Source organism: Streptomyces kebangsaanensis (assembly GCF_001906585.1).
GTDB lineage: Bacteria > Actinomycetota > Actinomycetes > Streptomycetales > Streptomycetaceae > Streptomyces > Streptomyces kebangsaanensis.
This window is the reverse complement of the sequence record NZ_JUJA01000148.1, coordinates 29,234-50,601: the sequence shown is the minus strand read 5'-3', so window position 1 is coordinate 50,601 and position 21,368 is coordinate 29,234. Positions and strand designations below refer to the sequence as shown.

The window sequence follows — 21,368 nt, the reverse complement described above, 5'->3', positions numbered from 1 at the left end:
CCGGCCGCTCCAGGGCCACCCACTACCGCCGGCTCCGTCCCTCACCACCGCGCAGGCCCCGCTCGCCGCAGGTCCAGCCCTCGGCCCTGACGGCAGAGGAACGGGCTGCGGTACTGGAGCTGATGAACAGCGCCGAGTACGCCGAGCTGCCGCCCGCGCAGATCTGGGCCCGCGAACTGGACGCCGGGCGCTACCACTGCTCGGTCTCGACGATGTACCGGATCCTGCGCGAGAAGGGGCAGTCCGGCGAACGCCGCCGCCAGGCCACCCACCCCGCCCAGGCGGTGCCCGAGCTGGTGGCCACCGCACCGTCGCAGGTGTTCACCTGGGACATCACCAAGGCAGCCGGACCGGTCAAGGGCGTCTGGTATCACGCCTACGTCATCATCGACATCTTCAGCCGCTACATCGTCGGCCACACCGTCGAGCGGGCCGAATCGTCCCGGCGGGCCGAGGAGTTGATCCGCGAGACCATCACCCGCAACGGCATCGTGCCGGAGACCGTGCACGCCGATCGCGGCACCTCGATGACCTCCAAGAAGGTCTCGCAGTTGCTGATCGACCTCGGCGTCACGCGGTCGCACTCGCGGCCGAAGACCTCCAACGACAACCCCTACAGCGAGGCCCACTTCAAGACCACGAAGTACATGTCCGACTATCCCGAACGGTTCGATTCGCTGGCCCATGCCCGCGAGTGGTTCGACGCGTTCATCGCGTACTACAACCACGAGCACCGGCATTCGGGGATCGGCTGGCACMCGCCCGCCAGCGTGCACTTCGGCACCGCCGAGGAGGTGCGCGACCAGCGGGCCGTCACCCTCGCCGAGGCATACGCCCGCCACCCCGAACGCTTCGGCCGCCGCCCCCGACCACCCCGGATACCCCAGCAGGCGTGGATCAACGACCCGGCCAGACGCAGGGAACCCGCACCACAAACCTCATAGCGCCCCAACCGTCTCACTGGACTTGAAATCTTCCGCGTGGTCAAGGCGTTCGAAGGACTCGCTGCTGAAACGACGTGCCCGCAGGAACTCTCCCAGAATCCCGGCGATGCGTTCGCCGTCGTCTGGAGCCTCGCGAAGGGCTCGTTCAACGAGCTGGAGGGCGCCGACACGGTACTCGTCGAACGGCACCGTCGCCAGAGCAGTGACCGCGGAGGGAGCAAGCGGGCCCGCTTCCTCGTCCAGAAGTGCCTGAATGAACGGACCCTCAGAACACAACCGACGGTCACGCCAACGGGAAGCGACGACTGTCGCGGTCGTCGGGTTCAAGCGGCCCATGACGCTCAGGACCGCGGCGTGATCCATTCCGTCCCCGAGATAGGGCTGAATGCTCTCGGCAAGCTGTGCAACGCGATATGCGCGGCGATCGTCGTCGTGATTGCCCTCAGAGGCTCGGCGAGCGACGGCGAGGACGCTCCCCCACAGCACATGTACGTCGTCGCCCACACGGTCGGTCAGATCGATCGCCCTGGTGAAGTAGGCGTGAGCCTCGCGTGTGTCAAATCGCTGGACTGCGCGAGCGAGTTTCACCATCTGCTCCGCCTTGTACTCAGCACTGTCCTGTGTGGTGTCGAGCGACGCAGCGACGGACTCCGCGAGTTCGACAGCGATGTGCTGCAATTCGTCGACGGGAGCCGCTGCGCGGACGGCGTCAATCAGGACTTCGTCTGCAATGTTCCTCTGCGTGGCCCGGTACCAGTCGAGCAGGAGCTGACGCGTCACGTCGGACGAGCCGAGGGCGAGAATCCGGACACCGAGTCGCGCGACTCCTCGATAGAGGAAGTACGGCACCTCATGTCCACCATGCTGTCCCGACATGGAGGCCACGAGATCCCGGAACGGGACTTCTGTGTCGCCGGAGGCTCCGACTAGGCAGTCGATCCAGAGGCTCGCCCAGGCACCGAGGGGCACGACGCTCTGCTCGTGGTCGTTCAGTGTGCGCGAGTACGTATGAGGATGTTGCCGCGCTTCCAGGACGTCGTCACCCGCAAGCATGTCTGCGTCAAAGGGCTGCATCCGGATCTTCGATAGCAGTGCGAAGCCGCACAGGAGGGCAAGTGTGTCGGTGTTGCGGCCGTAGCGGCTTCCGGCACCCCGGCCCAGGTCGTCAGGGAGATTGAGACGCAGGATCCGTTCGGCCTCCGCGTCCGACAGCACGCCGTGGCGCAGCCCCATGGCGATGATCCAACCGACCGCTGGAAGTGCCTTGTTCTCCTCCGGGGCACCCGTATGTCGGCGAAAGGAGACGGGTCTGCGTTGGCGCTTCAGCATTCTCACGAGGCGCCGCGCAAGCGGTGCCTGGCACACGAGGTTGGCCTGCCAGGCGGCATAGGCGACGGCGAACTGGAGGTACTTCGAGCGCGTGGCCGCTTGGCCAAGGGCCTCCATTTCCTCGGTACGGCCCGAGTCGGCTAGCCGGGTAGTGATGATCACTCCAGCTTCGAAGCCAACTTGATTGGGGCGCCATCGGGCCAAGTGCTCGGCGCACGCCTCCACACCGTCGGTGTTGAGTAGTCCGAAGGCGACTTCAGCAATGTCCGCCGCGGTGACGTGGTGTGGGTGCGGATCGTCGTCGTCAGGCCGCCGCACCCATGCCTTGAGCCATTCCGCCGCGCTGCGCAGTCGACTGCGGGCGAAGTCGGTCTGGCCAGCGGCGAATGAGAGCAAGGCGCCTTCGAAGTGAAGGTTGGAACCTGGCCAGTCCGCGGCAAGGCTGCGGTTCGCCACTATGTCTTCGACCGTGCTGGCGTCCAGGAACGCGCCCGCCAGATCGGTATTGCTCCTCAGCAGATGAAGCCGACGAGAGTGCCCGGCGGCCAGGCTTCCAGCCTTGATTGCAAGCCGGGCCGCCTCCCATTCCTTGCCCACGCGTAGCGTGGCCTTGAGGGCGAACTGAGCCCGCTGCTGAGCGATCTCCCGTTGTTCCAGATCGTCCCCCTCGGGGAGGGCGCCGTCGGTCATCGCCAGCTCAACCAGGGTGTCGACCTGACCGGCCTCCCACAGCAGTTGCGGCAAAGAAGCTGCCACATACGGTTCGCCTGCGGCGAGCGGCGTCAGGCGGTCGATGAAGTCAATCAGGGACTGGCCGGTCGGACGATACCTCGTTCGAAACCAAGTCTCGGTCGGTTCGTCACGGAACTGCAGGGCGTCACCATCGACGAGCAGAGGGCGGCGGAGATCCGCTGCGAAGCTGTGGATGACCGAGGCCGGCACGCCGCACAGCTCGGCTAGAACGCCTACGGGGATCCTCGGCCGGAGTGCGGCCATGGCCTCGCACAGTCGGTCGATCTCCGCACTCAGATGATGGTTGGCGTCCTTACACTGGTCCACCAAGCCCTGCAGGAGTTCGTCGAGCAAGGAGACGTCGGGATGTCTCGCCTCCCCGAGAGAGGCGAGACAGGACTCGAGGTCCGACGCCGTGCTGAGAACGAACGCCTGGACCCGGGGGTTGCCGCCGGTACGACGGTGGAACTCGGCCGCCTGTGCCTCCGTGACCACTCCGAACACCGACGCCAAATGCTGCCTAGATTCGGCGACGCCGAATCCCGCGAGCTCGATTCTGTGGACACCAGGCGGCGGTTCAAGCAGATCGACGCGTTCGGTGCGGCACAGCATGACGAGTCGCACGTTGTCCGGTAGTGCCTCCCACAACAGGTCTGCGACGAAGGCGCGCTCACCACCATCTCTGGCGATGAGAGCCGCATTGTCGGCCGCGTCCACTACGAGAACCAAGAGCGCTCCCGGGGTGGAGGCCGCGATGGCTTCTGCCGCGCCCCGGACTCTCACCACGAATGCCTTCGCGTAATCGGTCGGCTGGGCCGTACCAGCCGGAATCAACGGATCGCAAAGGGCATGCGCAGCAAGCTCATTAGCCAGCTGGACCAAGCCTTGTTGATGCTGGTGGCGGGGCGAGCTGGAGCGCCGGTAACTCCCGTTCCCGAAGCAGTCGTAGACGAGAGTGATGGAGCCCGCCGGCAAGTTCCGTTCAATCTGCGTGGTAAGCACAGATTTCCCAACACCGCCGGCCGCGTGGACAATGACAGGCCGCGGGGCGAGCCGCACGATGTCGTCGACGATCGCACGAGTCTGCGGAGTCACAATGACGCGTCCGGGCGGGTCGATGAGGTTGGGGGCAGGCAGAAGGCGCTCTGGTGGGACCCCGAGAGCAGTAAGCACAGTGGAGCGGTCGACGACGTGGTTCGTCTCCAGCGAGGTCGCGCGTCGCGCGATCATCTCTTTCAGCAGAAGGGGCTGCACATCGGGAGCGCCGGGCAGAAATCCGGCTAGATCCAGCCGGAACAGCCCTTCGAGTCGCAGCAAGCCCGGCGCTGTGGGATCCACCTGCAGCTGATTGAAGAAACCGGCTTCGCCGTCTGCATCGTCCGTGAACCCCGCATACTGTTTGAGAAATTTGACCTCGTGAGCGTAGTCGCCGAGCTCACCGCCCACTGCCAGAACCCTGATCGCACGCAGAACGGAGTCGCGGACCGGCCGGTTGGATAGGAACTCGAAGATGACCTTCCGCTCAAGTCCCGGCGACTCCAGCTTGATTCGTCGGTACTTCTCTGCAAACCCGCTGACGGTGCCGCCAAGTCCCGACACGGTCCACTCCTCGGTGGCCCGCGCAGTCGAATGCTTCAGCTGGCGATACACCACGCGGTTCGCTTCGCGAAGTCCGGTCGCGCCGTAGTACTCGGCGATGTCAATGACGTCTTCACCGTCGCGCCCCGTCGTGTCATCCTGCGACACGCCCTCGACGGCGATCGCAGTCAAATCTGCACCAGGGAGCAACAGCTTCAGCGCCTGCCGAGCCGCCCAGTGATAGTGGAACTGATCGCCGTCACGGCTGGCACGCAGAAGATCGGTGTCAGGCATGCCCACTCCCGGCAGACCTCAAAGCGACGGAATCGGGCAAGGGTCCCCTCACATCACCACAGACCAAGACGGCACAAGCCTGCATACGCTACTCATGTCTCCCTGATTCCGGCAACGCATCCACCGACGCATCGTGTCCGAAACGATCGACGCGGATTCAAGACAGCGCTCGCGATCGCCATCCCCGCGGTGATCGGCGTCCGGCCCTCAACCGAGTGCTGCTCGCCGTAGCAGATTAGAGACTTACCGTCTTCCACCTCCGGAGGCTGAGTTGCGTCCGGGTGCTCCAGCACGGCCTTCGCGAACGCGAGGAGAAGGGCCCGGCTGACGCCCGGGCCGCTGGTTGCTGTGTACGCCAAGGCCAAGGCGGCGAGGGCACTCTTGGGGGTGCGCCGCAGGCCCTTACGGCCGTCGCCTGCCTCGCTGCCCTGGCCAGCGGTGATGAACGGCTGCGGAGCGTGGGTCAGCGCCGGCGCCATGCGCTGAACGAGGACGGCCCAGGCGGAGGCGTCGCCAGCCTCTGCCCCCCGAGGAGGAGCACCTTGAGCGACCCCGGGTCCTGCCCGGCCCACGTCGCCGTCCCCGGGACGCCAAAGATGCCAAACTTCACCGTGGAGCGTACTGGGCGACCTCTGGGACCGGATCGAGCCGCTGCTGTCGAAGAAGGAACGCCGCTTTCATTACCCCGGCCGTCTTCCGGTCCCGGACCGCCAGGTGCTGTGCCGGATCCTGTACGTCCTGCACACCGACATCTAGTGGGAACACCTCCCACAGGAGCTCGGCTTCGACTCTGGGCTGACGTGCTGGCGCCGGCTGCCGGACTGGGCGTAATTGTGCTGGCCATCCTTGCTCAACGTGGTGCCCGCCCAGAGGCTCGCTCGTGCCCGGTCGCGCCCCCGAGAGCTGTTGTTCGGCAAGGCGCGGTACCCGGAGAGCCGCGCCGTCTTGCATCGCCCTCACCGATTTACCCTCCCCGGCCTGCGGCGCACAGCTCGAACAATGCCCCTCACCGCAGGCTCGTCCGTGGAAGAGTTCCGTCATGGCGATAGAAAGGTTCCGGGATTTGTGCCTGGCAATGGACACTGCCGCGATGAGCAACTGGAAGAAGATCGAGCATGCACGTCGCATGGGGCTGAAGTACGACGAGACGACCTCCACGCAGGAACTGCTCCTCACATTGCAGACCGAGGTATCCGGACTGCTGACCTACCAGTACACGCAGCAACAGGAGACCCGATCTGGTGCCGACTGGGAGTGGTGGCTCGGCAGTGATGAGGTGGGCTGGATCTGTCTGCGCATCCAGGCCAAGCGCGTCTACGAGGACTACCGCTACCAGATGCTCTCCCACCACGGTGCAGAGGAAGGCACCTTCCAGTACGACACGTTGATCAACGGCTGTGACCCTGACCAGGCCCGCTACGGGTTTCATGTCTTCTACAACGGCTGGCCCGAAGGCACCTTCGAAGAGGGCACCCACTGGGCGCCGCCCGCCGAGTGGAACGCCTGCCCGAACCGGAAGTCCTACAAGGAATGCGGGCACGTAGAACCGCGTCACTACGGCTGCGCCATCATCTCAGCTGCGGAGGTGAAGAGGCTCAGCGACGGCGACATGGGTAAGTCCGTCGCGGAGAGATTCCGCATTCAGAAATACCTCTCTGCAGCCGTCCCTTGGTCGTACGCCCTTGGCTTCCCGCCCTATACCAAGGATGTAGAGGAGCGATGGCCGCGAACGCTAGACCGGGGCGACTGGGTGGACCGCGTGCACGGCACGCTCGAAGTGTTGACCCGGCGCGGGGGCGTCCGTGGCGCCCGAGACGCCTCGTTGCACCTCGGGGAGATTCCGATCGAGCGTGAGCAGCGGACCTTCGAGCTTCCGACCTACGTCGAAGTCATGCGCAGCAGAACTCCAGGTCTCTTCGTCCCGGCTTCCGAGGACGAGGTGCCCGCCGCACCCCAGACTGTGATCGTCGAGCAGAAGTGGCCGCGCAAGCGGACCTAAAGGGTGTTGCACAAGACCGTGATCTGGGCATCTCCGGTGTATGGCTGGGGTGTTGAGGTCTGAACGGGTGTGGGTGGAGACGTTCACGGGGTTGCGGGTGGAACAGTTCGGCCGGCTGCTCAAGGCGGTCCGGGACCGGGGCGGCAACGGCACCCTGCGGGGCTGGCCGTGGAGCCTGACGCTGGCCGAACGAGTGCTGATCGTGGCCGTGTACTACCGCACGAGCCTGACCATGCGGCAGCTGGCGCCACTGTTCGGGATCTCCTCCTCGACCGTGTGCCGGGTGATCCAACGGCTGGGACCGCTGCTGGCATTGGAGCCCGATTCCCGGCCGAACGACGCGGCGGACCGGCTGTGGATCGTGGACGGCACGCTCCTGCCGGTCCGCGACCGGCACGTCGGCACGTGCTCACGCAACTACCGGTTCTCGGCGAACGTGCAGGTCATCGTGGATGCCGACACCCGCCTCGTGATCGCCGCCGCCCGGCCCGTGCCGGGCACCACCGCGGACGCGCACGCCTGGCGCGCGTCCGGCCTGGCCGAGCACTGCGAAGGCGTCACCCTGCTCGGCGACGGCGCCTACCTGAACTGCGGGATGGTCACCCCTCACCGCAAGCGCCCCCGACGGGCCCAGCTGCCGGGCGAGGAGGCCGACAACGCCGCGCACCGCACCGTCCGTCCCCGGGTGGAGCACGTGATCGGCCGGATGAAGAACTCCAAGATCCTCCGTGACTGCCAGCAGCACGGCGACGGCCTCCACCACGCCGTCCAGGCCGTCGCCCAGATGCACAACCTCGCCCTCGCATCATGACCAGAAGACCGTGTTCACGAGCCCTGACCTGCCCGAACACGGCCTTGTGGAACACCCTTTAGTCGGGCTCTGAGATGGATGAGCGGACTCGATCGCGGGCAACTGGCCGAGGAGTGGATGGCCGTAGCTCCTGATCGTTGGACTACCAGACGTCGTGTGGCTCTCCCTCAGCGGTGAGGCCGTACATCTTCAACTGCTCGGCCTTGGTCGGCTGGTCCGGGAACAGGTGCTCACCGAGTTCGCCGTGGGTGACGATGGTGTAGTCGCCGCTGTCGACAGCGGCGAACAGGGCCTCGCGGGCTTCGTACTCCCTCCCCATGCGGCTCAGGAGCTGTCCCCACAAGCGGCGTGCGTCTTGGTAATGAACCGCTGCAGCTTCTATGAGCGCGAACACCTCGTCGGGAATGCTCTCCAGCGGGGGCAGTCCCTCCTCAGGTGTTTCAAGTCGCTCGTACATCCACAAGGCCAGTTCGTACTGTGCCCAGGGTTGCCGGTCTCTCATGGCCAGAATGTGGGCGATGTCTTCAGCGGTGTGGCGTGCACTGGGGATCTTGTGTAGATGCCGGACGACGGTCCGCACGGCCCCGTGCCGGCGCTGACGGCGTGCTCTGCTGAGCAGTGCGAGTGCCTCGCGTCGACGCTCGGGCCACAGTTCCATGAACAGCTGGAACAAGAAGTGTGAATCGGTTTCTGCTGCCGAGCGTTTGAGGGCCGCTGCCTCCTGCTGATCCTCCGGGCGGTCCAGGAAGTCGAGCAACATGCCCAGAGCCGCAGCGGACTTCGCGGCGACGCTGGCATCCAGGAGTTGCCGGGCCAGGTCCCGCTCCCCTTGCTTGCTCAGCTTGGAAGGCCACGCGCACAGACGGGAGGGCACGTCGAAGGCCCTGGCCACGAGGGCATGCCAGCGGGGTCCGCCGGTGTGCGCGAGCCTCTTCAGTTCGTGCAGCGCGTCCGCGTCGCCCTCCGCCGCCTGATGCAAGAGTGCCGCTGGATGCTCCTGCTGGGCTTCTGGAGCATCCGCTACCCGCGCCACCGCGGCCGCCTCATCCAGCTGGCCGAGATCCTCGTACATCATGACGAGGGCGGTCCTAGCAAGCGCGTGGCCTGCCTCAGCAGCGCGCTCGAGCAGCGCCGTCGCGAGTTCGACACTCCTCTCTCGGTACTCGGCGTCCACCTGCCCCGTCGCGACATAACCGATGTCGGTGCCCAGATGAAAGGCGCTTTCGCCGCCGTCCTCAATCGGTTCGCACAGCGCAAGGAGCTCGTCGATTCCGCGCCGCGTGTGGATCATTCCCGTCTCGCTATAGAGGACGCAGAGGTCACTGAACGCCGGTGTGTGGTGACGCTCAAGTGCCTTGATGTAAAGATCACGAGCGATCTTGAACCGGGCGCTGGAGAAGGCCGCGGTGCCCAACTTCGCATAGGAGAGACCGCCGAGATTTGCCGTCAGCGCAGCCTGCCAGAAGGGGGAAGGAGGGGCGGTGAAGGCACGCTCCTCGGCAATGTGCTGCTCCAGATAGTCATTGAGGTCGCATCGGTCCGGGTCCGGTCCGATGCCGTCGGGGTGCAGGACTGGCGGCAGCGCAGGGCACACGCCATGGCAGGGTTCTCGTGCCCAGGCGAGTGCGGTTGCTGCCCAGTCGCCGACGAGTTTCATGCGTGCGTGCGTGGTCAGGTAGCCGGGTGCTGCTGCGGTGAGGGTCCGCGCTGGAATGGGTTCGCGCACTCCGAGTCGGCGGAGGTCAGCTGCTGCGGTCACCAGGGCTTTGCCGGGGTGGTCGCTGCGGCGGTAGCGGTGCATGAGTTCTACGGCGGCGGCCAGCGTCTGGGTCAACTCCTGGGTACCACGGGCGCTGTCTACCGCCTGCACCCACTGCGGGTCGGTGACCCGGCGTTGGAAGTCATCGAGCTCGCGGTCGGTGAAGGTGTCGGGGACGGTGACGCGGTAGCTGGCTTGAAGAAGCGTCCGGCGCCGAGCAAGGCGGTCCTGCCCCTGGGAGGCAGGGGCGGCGCCGGTGAGCATTTCGTAGTGGCCGGGCCAGATGGTGACGACGATCGCCAGGTGGCTCACGGCATCTTTGAGCGTCAGGAGCAGAGCGGCGGCCTCCTCGCCGTCCCGATCGGCAAGGACAGTGCTGTGGGCGTCGTCGAGCCAAATGATGGTTCGTGGTCTGACCAGCCCCTCTGCTGCCGCCTGCCTGAGGCCGTCAGCTGAGTGAGGATAGAGCAGCGCCCAGTCGTGCAGCTCTGTACCGGCGCCTTCGTAGGCTGCGCGTGTTTTCCCGGCACAGGAGTTTCCCTCGATCACGACGACTGAGGAGGAGCCGTTCCTGATCTTTCTCAGGCACTGACGCAACTCGAGGTCGTGGGCCCGCTCGACGTACGGGGGTAGCCCCTCCCCGACGGATGGTTTGACACTGAGTTCACCCACTTCCCAGGACGCGAAGGACTTACTGACAGCTGGCAGCGGAGGCGCCGACGTGTGGGAGGGAGGGAAGTTGTAGATGACGACCTTCTCGGCCGCCATTGAACGATCCTGCGCAAAGATCAAACGCGCATCAGAGGGGAGCTGAGCCAGGTCCGGAAATGCTGGCGCCTGGCTGGAGGTGGCCGTGGCTTCGTTCAGCTCTGTGCCGAAGTCGGCTAGGAAGGGGAGCCGATGCTTGCTCCGCCGTTGATGATGGCTGCAGCGATGGAACCGCCTTCGGCCTTGATACTCATGTTTCCGGCCACTGAGACTCCACCGTCGCCCGACTGCGCGCCAACGGCCCGTGCGTGCTCCTCAAGGAGAGACCTCAACTCCTCGAGAGCAGCTGCTTGTTGGTCGCCGCCCCAGTCACTGTAGGCATCCTCGAACCGGCCGACCCAACGCTCATGCTGACTATTGAGTACGCCCTCGCCTTCCGGACCTTCGGGAGCAGCGCCAAGCACGTCAGCCGTGCGGTCCAGGCGGCTGAGGACGGTTTGCTCGGCATCATCGTCCCCCCGGGAGAACCACCGCGCTACAGCAGCCTTGATGCCCTCGCCCGTGCCGGCCTTGAGGGCCTGGAGGAGCCAGGTGACCGAGTCGTCGAAGAGCTGTGACGGGTCAAGATTCACGTGAGTTCCCCTGCTTCTATGGTGATGTCGGCACATTAGCGCCTGAACTCAGGTGCTGGTCAGAGATTCATCGGAATCACGTGGTCACCAGGCGCTACCAGCGTCAGCAGCGAGCACGACGGGGCAGGAGATCCGCTGCAGGGCGGCGTGCTGCGTCGTCCGCCGGGGTGAGCGCCGACCTGCTCCTGGTTGCCGCTCCTGCTTCCGCCGCCGTGGCGTCCGAACAGTTCCGCTGCGACTCATTGACCGCCGAAGGCCGAAAGGCGACCGACTTCCTCAACGGCCTACCCGCCGCCGCCTGGACATCTGAACCCGCCGACCCGTGCTCGGCAAACGGGGGAGGTCCCCGGCGGAATCCAGCTCGTCGCACTGCCGATCACAGCGCCGGTCCGAGGAGGCCCCGCCCAGCAGCAACACCTTGCGCAAGCCGAGACGGACCAAGATCCGGACCATTTCCGGACCAGACCCCTCCAGCGAGCCGCACCAACTGCTGTTTCCCCTGGTCAGCTTGGGTGCAACTGCTGTACCACCAGCAGACGAAGAACCTGCTGGCGCCCCTCCGCGCAGGAAACCTGCGGCATTCGCTCAGCATGCCTACAGCAACTTGTCAGATGGACTGGCTACCACCCATCGCACGATTGTGCGCATGGTGTGCTGGGCATGCGTCCAAGCGCTCTCTACACCAGAAACATGCAGGTCGCCGAGCACTCGCGGCTTCCATCTCCGCCCACGCCATGTGGTTCCACCGGCCGTTCCGTGCGGACGAGTGGTTCCTGTACGACCAGGAGTCGCCGATCGCGGTGGGCGGCCGGGGCCTGGCCCGTGGGCGCATCTACGACGGGGAGGGGCGCCTGCTCGTGTCGGTCGTCCAGGAGGGCCTGTTCCGCGCGGTGTAGGCGGTCGCCCTCCGTTGTGGGCCCGTCGGCCGGCCCAGCGGGTGGCCGTTCAGGTGTCTCCGTGGAAGAACCGGCCCAGCAGTCGGCGTGAGCGCTCGCGCCGCCTCACAGGTTCGGCCCGCTGGGGCGGCTCGGGTTGCCGGGATCGCCCGGACCGCTCCGGCGCGGGCGGACACCGGTGATGCGCCGGGTGCCGACGCTCCGGGCGTCGGTGCTCTGCCGGATGCCCGTGCTGTGCCGGGTGCCGGTCGGTGCACCGCGGGGCCGGGCTGGGTGCGGGCCGGTGGGTACGTGCCTCCTCCACCGCCCGCGCAAGGTCGGCCCGGAGCCATTCGATCTCGTCCGGATCCTGCGCCGTCGTGATCCGCTCGGTGAGATGGGCGGTGGGCGAGTCCGGTGTGCCGTGGGCGGGCGGCTGCGGCCGGAAGCGGTTCAGATACGCACGTTCGTAGGGGTCCCTGACGATCTCCGAGACCTGAACCTGGTCGAGCATCGATGCCACGGCACCCGCCCGCTCCCACGGGTCGCCGGCCTGACGCAGCAGGAAGCCGAGGTGCCGTCCGCGCCAGTTGCGGGCGCGCAGGTCCAGGCCGGTGTCCAGCTGGGACCGAAGTACCTCGGGCAAGGGCTGGTTCAGCAGCGTCGCGCTCTTCGGGTCGGCGGCGAACTCCAGCAGTTCGTCGGCCAGGTAGAGCCAGACCACGGCCCGGTAGCGGTTCAGGTAGAACTTGACCGGAGTCACCAGGCCCAGGCGGGCCAGGCGCGTGAACCGGGCGGCGGTCACCTCCATGAGCGCCGCGCCGTCCCTGGTGCCCACGGCTTCGACCCGCCTGCGCAGCGCCTCCGGGAAACCCTCCTGGGCGCGAAGCCGCTCGATCTCGGCGCGGTCGACGCGCCGGCCGCCTCCCCCTTCGTCGGGCAGGGTACGGATGTGGCCGAGATGGACAGCCAGGTCGAACTCGCTGCGCTTGAGGCCCAGCTCGCGGGCCGCCCGGCTCTGGGAGAAAGGTGTCTGCCGCTTCGCGGCGGCCGTTTCGGCGGTGGGCGTGATGACATGCGTGATGGTGTCGCCGGACATGGTCGTCTCCCCCGTGGAGTGTGAGGCTCGCGCCGGCTGCGCTCGCCTGGAAAAACCGTAGCCGTTGCCGCGAATCTCGGCGCGAGCCTGTGGATAACTCCGCAGGAAATAACGAATGCGCAGATCAGAAGTCTGTCGCGGAAGTCCGCTCCGGTTGGCGGGCGTCCACGTCGAGGTGTTCGCCGACTCGGTTGACGAGCAGAGTCATCTCGTAGGCGATCTGACCGATGTCGGCCTCCGCACCGCTGAGGACGCACAGGCAGCTACCCGCTCCGGCCGCCGTGACGAACAGCACCGCGTCGTCGAACTCGACCATCGTCTGGCGTACTCCGCCCGCGCCGAAGTGGCGGCCCGAGCCCTTGGCCAGGCTGTGCAGCCCGGACGACACGGCCGCGAGATGCTCGGCGTCCTCGCGCCGCAGTCCCGTGCTCGCGCCCGTCACCAGCCCGTCGTTGGACAGGACCAGGGCGTGCCGTACATGTTCCATCCGCTGAGTCAGGTCGTCGAGCAGCCAGCCCAGTGTCTGGTTCTGCGCCATGATGCGGTCTCCCCGTGTGATGTCCCCTCCGTGGCCGGAGGATCTCCCGCCAGCCTTCCCCACTGCCGCTGTCCCGGCAAGGAGTATGGGGGCATGGCACAGAAGATGACCGATGACGAATGGCGGGCGTTCGTCTCGTACGGCACCCGCACCGGCAAGCTGTCGACCGTACGGGCCGACGGGAGCCCGCATGTCGCGCCGATCTGGTTTCTGCTCGACGGGAACGACATCGTGTTCAACACCGGGAAGGAGACCGTGAAGGGACGCAATCTGGCCCGTGACGACCGCGTCGCCCTGTGCGTGGACGACGACCGGCCGCCGTTCGGCTTCGTGGTGCTGCAGGGCCGCGTCCGGCTGTCGGAGGACCTGGCGGAGGTCCGGCAGTGGGCCACGCGCATCGGCGCTCGCTACATGGGCGAGGAGCGCGGTGAGGAGTTCGGCGCCCGCAACGGCGTCCCGGGCGAACTGCTGGTCCGGCTGACGGTCGACAGGGTCGCGGCGGTGAAGGGTGTCGCGGGCTGAGGACGGCCGGCTTCCGCGCGTTCCCGCCCGGCCGGGCACGCGCCGTTGCGTTCAGCTCACGGAGTCGAGCAGCCGGGCCGCGTGCATCCGCCCGGCGTACTCGACGAGCCGGATCAGCACCTCCTTTCCGGAGTCGCGTTCGCGGGCGTCGCACAGGACCACGGGCGTGCCCCGGTCGAGGTCGAGGGCGCGGGAGACGTCGTCGGCGCCGTAGGTGCGGGCGCCCGGGAAGCAGTTGACGGCCACCACGAACGGGATGTGCCGGTGCTCGAAGTAGTCCACCGCCGGGAAGCAGTCCTCCAGCCGTCGGGTGTCGGCGAGGACCACGGCGCCGAGGGCGCCCTGGGACAGCTCGTCCCACAGGAACCAGAAGCGGTCCTGCCCCGGCGTGCCGAAGAGGTAGAGGGAGAGCCCGGACCGGATGGTGATGCGCCCGAAGTCCATGGCGACGGTCGTGGTGACCTTGTGGTTCACGCCGTCGGTGTCGTCGACCAACTGTCCGGCCTGGCTCAGCAGTTCCTCGGTACGCAGCGGCCGGATCTCGCTGACCGCGCCCACCAGGGTGGTCTTGCCCACGCCGAATCCGCCGGCGACCAGTACCTTCAGCGCCAGGGCGGCCGTCTCGCCGTCCGGGGCGTCAAAGTGCTCGGAGACCATGGATCACTTCTCTCAGGAGGGGTGCAACGGTCGACGCGGGAAGGGGAACCGTCAGCATCATGACGACATGAGCACTCGTTCGGGGGATTTGACCGTAATTTCTCCGTCCTGACCGGCTCGCGCACCCAAGGTGCCGGAACGAGTGCGCAACAAGGACGCTTTCTCTACAGCGCCCGCAGTCCCGCGATCACCTCACGCAGAATCCGTTCATCGGGAAGTTGTGCGGGCGGCACCGGACGGCTGACGGTGACTCGGCCGAGTTCCAGAAGGTCTCCGAGGAGCACCCTGACCACGCCGACGGGCAGGTCGGCGCCCGCGGCGAGTTCGGCGACGGACTGCGTCTCCGTCCGGCACAGCTCGATCAGGAGCCGGTGTTCCGGTCCGAGGGCGGTGTCGTCGTCCGTGCCGGGCACGCCCGGGTCGATGGTGACGAGGGAGATGAGGTCGAAACGCACGCCGGCCGGGCCGGGCTTGGTGCGTCCGCCCGTCATGGCGTACGGGCGGACGAGCGGCCCGGCCTCATGGTCGTACCACTGGCTGCCCGGCTCCTGCGGGGCACCCATGAAGTCGTCGGTCATCTGTGCGGACCGCCCTTTCGCCTCATCCCGCCGCGGGCGGCCGCGCGGTGGCGCGCGGCGGCGTGTAGAGGTGTTCGCCCACCCGTTTGACGAGCCGTGCCATCTCGTAGGCCACCAGGCCGATGTCGGCCGTGACGGCGGTGAGGACGGCGAGGCAGGAGCCGTCACCCGCGGCGGTCACGAAGAGGAAGCCGTCGTCCATCTCCACCATCGTCTGGCGCACACCCCCGGTCCCGAAGTGGCGGCCTGCGCCCTTGGCGAGGCTGTGGAAGCCGGAGGCCACGGCGGCCAGGTGCTCCGCGTCCTCGCGCTCGAGGTCGGTCGACGCGCCCACGGCCAGTCCGTCGTTGGACAGCACGACGGCGTGCCGTACCTCGCGCACACGCAGCACCAGGTCGTCCAGCAGCCAGTCGAGTTCACCGGGCCGCTGGGCGGCCCTCATGCTCGGGTCCTGGATCATGCGAGGTCTCCTTCGTCGCTGTCGCTGCCGGCGTTGTCTTCGAGTGCGGCACTGCGGCCGGGCCGCCTGCCGCCGCCGCGGGCCCAGCCGTCGCGGTAGGCGGCCATGCGGTCCCGCACGAGTTCGGGTGTACGCCGGTGGTCGTCACGCGGGGGGCTGGGGCATGCCGCCTCCTCGGTGCGCTGTCCGCGCAGTTGCGGGGCGAGGCTCGCCTGCCGCACGCGGCGCGGCAGGTCCTCGGGTTCCGGGGAGTCCGGCCCGGGGTCCTGCGCGGGACGGTGCAGTCGCAAGGCCGTCACTCCCGGGGGCGGGGTGTCGCTCGTGGGCACGGCCTGTCCCGGGTCGGCCGACGCGGACCGGCCGGCCGGTGACGGCACTGAGCCCTGGTGCCGAGCGGCGCCGGGTACGTGCGCGCACTCACCTTCCGCCGGGTGCTCCCGCTCGGCCGTCGCCCGAGGGACCGTCTCCGCCACGCCGCTGTGCAGCAGGGCCGTGGGCAGCAGGACGACCGCGGTGGTGCCGCCGTAGGGCGAGGGTCGCAGGTGGACCTTGATGTCGTGGCGGGCGGCGAGCCTGCTGACCACGAACAGACCGAGTCGGTCACTGTCGAACAGGTCGAGCGCCTCGGACTGGGCGATGCGCCGATTGGCCTGGGCAAGCGTTTCCTTGCCCAGGCCCAGGCCCCGGTCCTCGACCTCGATCGCATATCCGTTGCCGACGGGTTCTCCGGTGACGCGCACGCGCGTGTGGGGCGGTGAGAACTGGGCGGCGTTCTCCACGAGCTCGGCGAGCAGGTGAGTGAGGTCGGCGACGGCCTCACCGAGGACAGAGGCGTCGGGGAGTCGCCGTACCTCCACGCGCGCGTAGTCCTCGACCTCGGAGACGGCCGCGCGGACCACGTTCGTCAGGGGGACCGGCATGCGCCAGGCCCGGCCCGGCGCGGCTCCGGAGAGGATGATCAGGCTCTCGGCGTGGCGCCGCATACGGGTGGTGAGGTGATCCAGCCGGAAGAGGTCGCTCAGCTCGTTCGGGTCGTCCGAGCGCCGCTCCATGCTGTCCAGGAGGCTGAGTTGGCGGTGGACGAGGACCTGGCTGCGGCGTGCGAGGTTGACGAAGACGCCGGAGACGCCGCTGGCGAGTTCGGCGCGCTCCACGGCGGCCCGCAGGGCGGCGCGGTGCACGGTGCCGAGGGCCTCGGCGACCTGTCCGGTCTCGTCCTCGGCGGGTGGGCCCGGCGGGGCCTCCGCCCGGACGTCGATCTCCTCGCCGGCGCGCAGCCTGCGCATCGCCTCGGGGAGTTCACGGCGGGCGATCTCCAGGGCGCGGTTGCGCAGGCTCACCAGTTCGACGACGAGGCCGCGTCCGATGCGGACCGAGATGACGAGTGAGGCGGAGACGGCGAGCAGGCCGAAGAGGACGGCGGCACCGGCGGGGCTGAGCAGGCCGCGGGTGAAGGGGTCGGCGCGGTCCACGACGCCCCGCCCCGCGTCCGCCTCGATGGTGCGCATGCCGTCCTGTACGCGCGCGTGTGCCGGGTCCCAGAGGGCTTCCGGTGCCGCATCCAGCGCGCGGCGGCCCTGGCCGGCGGCGAGGAGCTTGTCCTCGACGGCGCCGAGAGCGGTGTAGTCGCGGCCGGCGGCGAGGCGCTGCCAGGCGGTGTGCTCGGAGCCCCGTAGGTCGGCGACGGCGGCGTCGGTGAGGGTCCGGCGCGTGTCGACGGCGCCCGCGAACAAGGCGAGCCGCTCTCCGCCCAGGCCGCCGGCCGAACGGGCGCTGGAGAGCACCGCGTGCTCCTGGGCCAGGGCCTCTCCCGCGCGGGAGAACTCGAACAGCACGCGCGCGTCGGAGCCGAGGCCGGCGTCCTGGATACCGGTGAGCGCGCCGCCCACGCCGAAGGCCGTGGAGATGACCTTGGTGTACTGTCCGTAGGCCTCGTCCCACCCGGCCCGCCGCTCGAGCAGCGCGGTGCGCAGGGACCGCAGGTCCTCGGCTCCGTCCACGAAGGCGCGCAGGCGCTGCGCGACTCCCGCGGGCATTTGCTCGCCGTCGGCGACGGTGTTGCGGTTCCCGAGCCGCAGCTTCGCCACGGCCCGCTCGGTGCGCGCGGCGAGATTCTTCAGGTCGCCGCTTCCCGTCGCCCCCGGGTCGGTCGCGTAGCGCACGGCCGCCGTCCGCTCGTCCTGGAGCGCTGCGACGGCTTCCGCGACCGGGGCCCGCACCACGGAGTCCACTCGCTGCGTCTGCCGCAGCCGCGCGATGTCCTGCGCGGTGGTGACGGTCGCGTACGCCCACAGGGCGAGCAGTGAGACGACCGGCACCATGAGCAGGCACACGATCTTGGCCCTTACGGTGCGGGGGCGCAGTCGGCGTCCTCCGCGCGCGGGAACGTCGTCCGGTCCCCCGGCGCAGGAATCCTTCGGGCCCTCGTCGGCGGGCGGTCCGGCGTGCGCACGACGGCCGCGCACGGGCGGCGGGGCCGGCGTCGGGGCGCCGGCCGGGATCCTGCGGGGTGTTCGCATGGCTCCTCGTTCGGGGGTCTCGGGCATGCCGTCCGGGATGTCGCCCGCCGCCTGCTAACCGGCGGCGCTCTCGACCGGCCGTTGGACCGAGGCGGAGGCCTCACGCTCCCCCGCCGAGGGGGACAGGGCGACGAAGGCCGAGGTCAGGAAGAGGTAGGACCCGAGGCCGACGGCGAGGGGAAAGATGAACTGCATCGCCGTGGCCCCGGGCAGGACCGTGTCGGAGGGTGTGACGCGCACGCTCACCGCGAGCATCCCGGTGTAGTGCATGCTGCTGACCGCCGCCCCCATGACGAGGGAGGCGACGGCGACCGCGAGCGGCGACTTGATGTTCAACCCGGCCCACAGGGCGGCGGTGGCGGCGAGGACGGCGATCGCGACGGACAGGGCGACGAGCACCGGGTCGTAGCTGACGTCGCCGTGCAGGCGCACCGCCGCCATGCCGAGGTAGTGCATGCTCGCCACGCCAAGACCGGTGGTGAGCCCGCCGAGGAACAGGGCGCGTCCGCGCTCGCGGCCGTAGCCGACGGCGAAGACGCCCGCGCAGACGACGGCCACGGCGACGAGCAGGCTGAGGAGGGTCAGAGGGACGTCGTAGCGGATGTCGGTGCCGCTGACGCCGAAGCCGAGCATGGCGACGAAGTGCATGGTCCAGATGCCGGTGCCGATCGCCGAGGCCGCGGTGACGAGCCAGTTGCGGCGCGAGCGTCCGGTGGTGGCCAGGGCCCGCACGGTACAGCGCAGCCCCAGGGCCGCGCCGATGCAGGCCATCGCGTACGACAGCAGGGGGGTCAGCCAGCCGAAGGAGGCGTGGTCCAGGTGTCCCATGGCCCCGGGACGCTAGGGGGGTACGGGACACAAAGGGGGCACGTTTCGAAAAGTATCGGAATACGACATGGACAGACACTGGAACGATCGCGTCGTGCTCGAACGTGCACGCAACGGCACTCGTCCGAACCAGTGAGGGATCATGCGGAACATGAGCGAGGACCACGCACACGTCCAGGAGTTCTTCACCGCGCGCGCCGCCGACTGGGACAGCAGGTTCCCGGACGACGGCCCCGCCTACGCGGCCGCGGTCGTCGAGCTCGGGCTGCGCCAGGGCGGCCGCGTCCTCGACGCGGGGTGCGGCACCGGGCGTGCCCTGCCGCCGCTGCGCGCGGCCGTGGGCCGCTCGGGAGTCGTCGTGGGCGCCGACCTGACGCCGGCCATGCTGCGGGCCGCCGTACGGGCCGGGCGGGACCGCGACGGGCATCTGCTGCTCGCCGACGTCGGCGCGCTGCCGCTCAGGCCGGGTTCGTTCGACGCCGTGTTCGCCGCGGGCCTCATCGCACACCTGCCGCATCCCGCGGAGAATCTGCGGGAGTTGCGGCGCGTGGTACGTCCCGGCGGCACGCTGGCGCTGTTCCACCCGGTCGGACGGGCGGCGCTCGCGGCGCGTCAGGGCCGGCGGCTCACCCCGGACGACCTACGGGCCGAGCCCAACCTGCGCCCGCTGCTGGCCGGTTCGGGGTGGCGCATGACGTCCTACGTCGACGAGGACGCCCGCTTCCTGGCGCTGGCCGTACGCGAGGGCTGATCCGGCCGGCCCTGCTCACGCTCCTCGGCCGGCTCACTGGCCGGGGCCGGCCGCCGGGTTGTCGGCGTGCCGCACGGGGCAGCCCCGCACGCCGGGGACCGGGTGGGTGCCGAGGTCGGCCGGCCGGTAGCCGTCCGGGTAACTCTTGATCTCCCAGTTCTGGCGCGCGAAGTGCGGGGCGCGGCGCGGCGGCAGCAGGCGCACGGCACGCCCCCGGGCACGTACCGCGCGGCGCACCAGGGCGCGGGTGAGGGCGCTCGGCGGCTCGTAGCGGAAGGCCCGCAGCAGCGATTCGTCGAGCAGGGCCAGGGTCGCGTTGCGCAGCAGGGGCGCGAGCGGTCGCGGGTACCAGGAGGTCATCAGGCCGAGGGTGGCGTCGGAGACCCTTCGGGCCTGCTCGTCCCAGCCGAAGTGGGCCTTCTCGTAGGCATCGAGGTGGGTCTCGAACTCCTCGTACGACTCGGGGATGTCCCTGATGCCCATGTGCCGGCCGAGCGTGCGGTAGTGAACGGTGGAGGCGACGACCTCGTGCCGGCAGAGTTTGCGCCAGCCGTACGCGTCGATCCAGCGCCTGGGCATGACGACGAACGTGCACAGTACGTACCGCATGTCGTCGTTGCCGATGTCGTAGCTGCGGTGCATCCGGTTGATGCGCCGGATCGCGGTGCGGCCCTGTTCGCTCGTAAAGCCGTGCTCGACCACGGCGTCGAGGAGCAGGGAGGTGTCGTCGTAGCGCTTCTGCGCGCGGTCGGTGAGTTCCGCCGTCTCGGCCAGCAGCCGGCCGATGCTCGGAACCGCGTACGTGCGGTAGAGGGCGAGTTCCAAGGCACGGGTGAAGTCCCAGGGGAACTCGTAGGCGGAGGTGAGCCGGTAGATCTCGGTCGCGTCCGTCACCGGGTCCATGGTGCGGATCCGTTCCAGCCGCTCGAAGCGCTTCGTCACGCCGCCCCCTTCTGCTGCGCCAGCTTCGATTTTACGGTGAGCGGTGAACGAACGCTCAGCGTCGGAAGTCACGCGGAGAGACGGTGGCCCGGACGCTGCCGGGTCTTCCGGCGACCTGGAGCGGCGGACGAGCGACGGCCCTTTCGCCCGCCGCCGGGGGGAGAACCGCAGGTCCGGGAGCGCACAGGAGTCGTGACAACCGCCTTCCACTCGCACTAGGGTGCGCGCCGTTGGACGAACCGATGAGGAGGCCGGAATGGCCGGGACGGACGAGGACGCCATCGCCGCCGCGGACGACGCGCTCTATGTGCTCACGGCGGTACTGCTGACACCGGCGCAGTTCCCGAGCGTGCTGGGCGACGACTACCCGGAGGCCTGCGCGGCGCTCGGCCTCGCGCCCCTCGCCGAGGGGTACGGCCTGGTGCTCGGTCAGGACGGCGACGGGGCGCGGTGGACGGTGGTCATCGACGACGTGTCACTGGTCGCCGTGGCCATCGCGTCCTGGGACTGCGGCATGGAGTACGACCTGTCGCCCGACGAGCGCACGGTCGTCGCCGCGCTGCCGGGCTGGCCCCTCGCCGTCGCCGTCACCGCTCCCGGCGTGCCCGCGCCGCACGACCCGGACCCGAAGCTCTCGGACGCGCCTGTGCTGTCCCCGCCGGACACCAGTACCTGGGGGCCCGCCCAGCGCCGGCTGGGCGCCGACGAGATCGCGCTGCAGTGGGCGGTGTGGCGCGAGCAGATCGACGACGCCGACTTCCAGGACCCGGCTGACGGGGCCGCGAAGGACGGTGCTCCGGCCGGCGCGGCGGG

General features: G+C 68.8%; 17 protein-coding genes and 2 pseudogenes. 8 read left to right on the top strand and 11 right to left on the bottom strand.

Going from position 1 to position 21,368, the window contains the following annotated elements; genetic code table 11:
* Positions 1-944, top strand: a 944-nt coding sequence (locus RH94_RS24045; RefSeq protein WP_143203995.1) for a DDE-type integrase/transposase/recombinase, incomplete at its 5' end; no start/stop codon positions are given.
* On the opposite strand, the gene RH94_RS24040 is transcribed toward RH94_RS24045, so the two are convergent.
* Positions 939-4,877, bottom strand: a complete 3,939-nt coding sequence (locus RH94_RS24040; protein WP_073949852.1) for a hypothetical protein — start codon at positions 4,875-4,877, stop codon at positions 939-941. The genes RH94_RS24045 and RH94_RS24040 overlap by 6 nt on opposite strands.
* Before the next feature lie 552 nt (positions 4,878-5,429).
* On the opposite strand from RH94_RS24040, the pseudogene RH94_RS44380 reads away from it, so the two are divergent.
* The 3 genes and pseudogenes from RH94_RS44380 to RH94_RS24020 form a co-directional block, all read left to right on the top strand.
* Positions 5,430-5,702 (top strand): annotated as a pseudogene (locus tag RH94_RS44380) (transposase); the annotation flags it as partial.
* Between the two features lie 265 nt (positions 5,703-5,967).
* Entirely contained in the window at positions 5,968-6,876 is a 909-nt protein-coding gene (locus tag RH94_RS24025; RefSeq protein WP_143204063.1) for a DUF6615 family protein, read from the top strand.
* A gap of 40 nt (positions 6,877-6,916) precedes the next feature.
* The gene (locus RH94_RS24020) at positions 6,917-7,687 is read left to right on the top strand and encodes an IS5/IS1182 family transposase (RefSeq protein WP_073949846.1); all 771 of its coding nucleotides are present in this window, start codon (positions 6,917-6,919) and stop codon (positions 7,685-7,687) included.
* A 142-nt stretch (positions 7,688-7,829) separates the two neighbouring features.
* On the opposite strand, the gene RH94_RS24015 is transcribed toward RH94_RS24020, so the two are convergent.
* Together RH94_RS24015 and RH94_RS40420 are read right to left on the bottom strand one after the other, a co-directional pair.
* On the bottom strand, positions 7,830-10,238 hold the full coding sequence (locus RH94_RS24015) for a hypothetical protein (protein WP_143204062.1): 2,409 nt from the start codon (positions 10,236-10,238) through the stop codon (positions 7,830-7,832).
* Positions 10,239-10,330: 92 nt separating this feature from the next.
* Positions 10,331-10,786 (bottom strand): hypothetical protein, encoded by a 456-nt coding sequence (locus RH94_RS40420; protein ID WP_143204061.1) that lies wholly within the window; start codon positions 10,784-10,786, stop codon positions 10,331-10,333.
* Positions 10,787-11,376: 590 nt separating this feature from the next.
* On the opposite strand from RH94_RS40420, the gene RH94_RS40415 reads away from it, so the two are divergent.
* Positions 11,377-11,682, top strand: a complete 306-nt coding sequence (locus RH94_RS40415; RefSeq protein ID WP_324614306.1) for an acyl-CoA thioesterase — start codon at positions 11,377-11,379, stop codon at positions 11,680-11,682.
* A gap of 49 nt (positions 11,683-11,731) precedes the next feature.
* Here RH94_RS40415 and RH94_RS24000 read toward each other — a convergent pair whose 3' ends face one another.
* The gene (locus tag RH94_RS24000) at positions 11,732-12,760 is read right to left on the bottom strand and encodes a DUF6397 family protein (RefSeq protein WP_073949842.1); all 1,029 of its coding nucleotides are present in this window, start codon (positions 12,758-12,760) and stop codon (positions 11,732-11,734) included.
* 124 nt (positions 12,761-12,884) lie between these two features.
* A complete protein-coding gene (locus RH94_RS23995) occupies positions 12,885-13,298 on the bottom strand; it encodes a roadblock/LC7 domain-containing protein (protein WP_073949840.1) in 414 nt (137 codons plus the stop codon).
* Between the two features lie 93 nt (positions 13,299-13,391).
* On the opposite strand from RH94_RS23995, the gene RH94_RS23990 reads away from it, so the two are divergent.
* Positions 13,392-13,820 carry a PPOX class F420-dependent oxidoreductase gene (locus RH94_RS23990; RefSeq protein ID WP_073949838.1) on the top strand — a complete coding sequence of 143 codons (429 nt, stop codon included), beginning with the start codon at positions 13,392-13,394 and terminating at the stop codon, positions 13,818-13,820.
* Between the two features lie 51 nt (positions 13,821-13,871).
* Here the strand turns inward: RH94_RS23990 and RH94_RS23985 are convergent, their stop codons facing one another.
* The 5 genes from RH94_RS23985 to RH94_RS23965 all read right to left on the bottom strand — a co-directional run bounded on the left by RH94_RS23985 (position 13,872) and on the right by RH94_RS23965 (position 18,862).
* Positions 13,872-14,477, bottom strand: a complete 606-nt coding sequence (locus tag RH94_RS23985) for a GTP-binding protein (protein WP_073949836.1) — start codon at positions 14,475-14,477, stop codon at positions 13,872-13,874.
* 164 nt (positions 14,478-14,641) lie between these two features.
* On the bottom strand, positions 14,642-15,055 hold the full coding sequence (locus tag RH94_RS23980) for a DUF742 domain-containing protein (RefSeq protein WP_073949834.1): 414 nt from the start codon (positions 15,053-15,055) through the stop codon (positions 14,642-14,644).
* Positions 15,056-15,077: 22 nt separating this feature from the next.
* The gene (locus tag RH94_RS23975; protein ID WP_073949832.1) at positions 15,078-15,515 is read right to left on the bottom strand and encodes a roadblock/LC7 domain-containing protein; all 438 of its coding nucleotides are present in this window, start codon (positions 15,513-15,515) and stop codon (positions 15,078-15,080) included.
* Positions 15,512-18,034 (bottom strand): sensor histidine kinase, encoded by a 2,523-nt coding sequence (locus tag RH94_RS23970; protein WP_073949830.1) that lies wholly within the window; start codon positions 18,032-18,034, stop codon positions 15,512-15,514. Before RH94_RS23970 ends, RH94_RS23975 begins: the two co-directional genes overlap by 4 nt.
* A gap of 54 nt (positions 18,035-18,088) precedes the next feature.
* Positions 18,089-18,862 (bottom strand): MHYT domain-containing protein, encoded by a 774-nt coding sequence (locus RH94_RS23965; protein ID WP_073949828.1) that lies wholly within the window; start codon positions 18,860-18,862, stop codon positions 18,089-18,091.
* Positions 18,863-19,013: 151 nt separating this feature from the next.
* Here RH94_RS23965 and RH94_RS23960 point away from each other — a divergent pair, with 151 nt between their 5' ends.
* Positions 19,014-19,613 carry a class I SAM-dependent methyltransferase gene (locus RH94_RS23960; RefSeq protein WP_073949859.1) on the top strand — a complete coding sequence of 200 codons (600 nt, stop codon included), beginning with the start codon at positions 19,014-19,016 and terminating at the stop codon, positions 19,611-19,613.
* Positions 19,614-19,646: 33 nt separating this feature from the next.
* On the opposite strand, the gene RH94_RS23955 is transcribed toward RH94_RS23960, so the two are convergent.
* Entirely contained in the window at positions 19,647-20,516 is an 870-nt protein-coding gene (locus tag RH94_RS23955) for an oxygenase MpaB family protein (protein ID WP_073949860.1), read from the bottom strand.
* A gap of 295 nt (positions 20,517-20,811) precedes the next feature.
* On the opposite strand from RH94_RS23955, the pseudogene RH94_RS44375 reads away from it, so the two are divergent.
* Positions 20,812-21,368, top strand: a pseudogene (locus RH94_RS44375) (hypothetical protein); the annotation flags it as partial.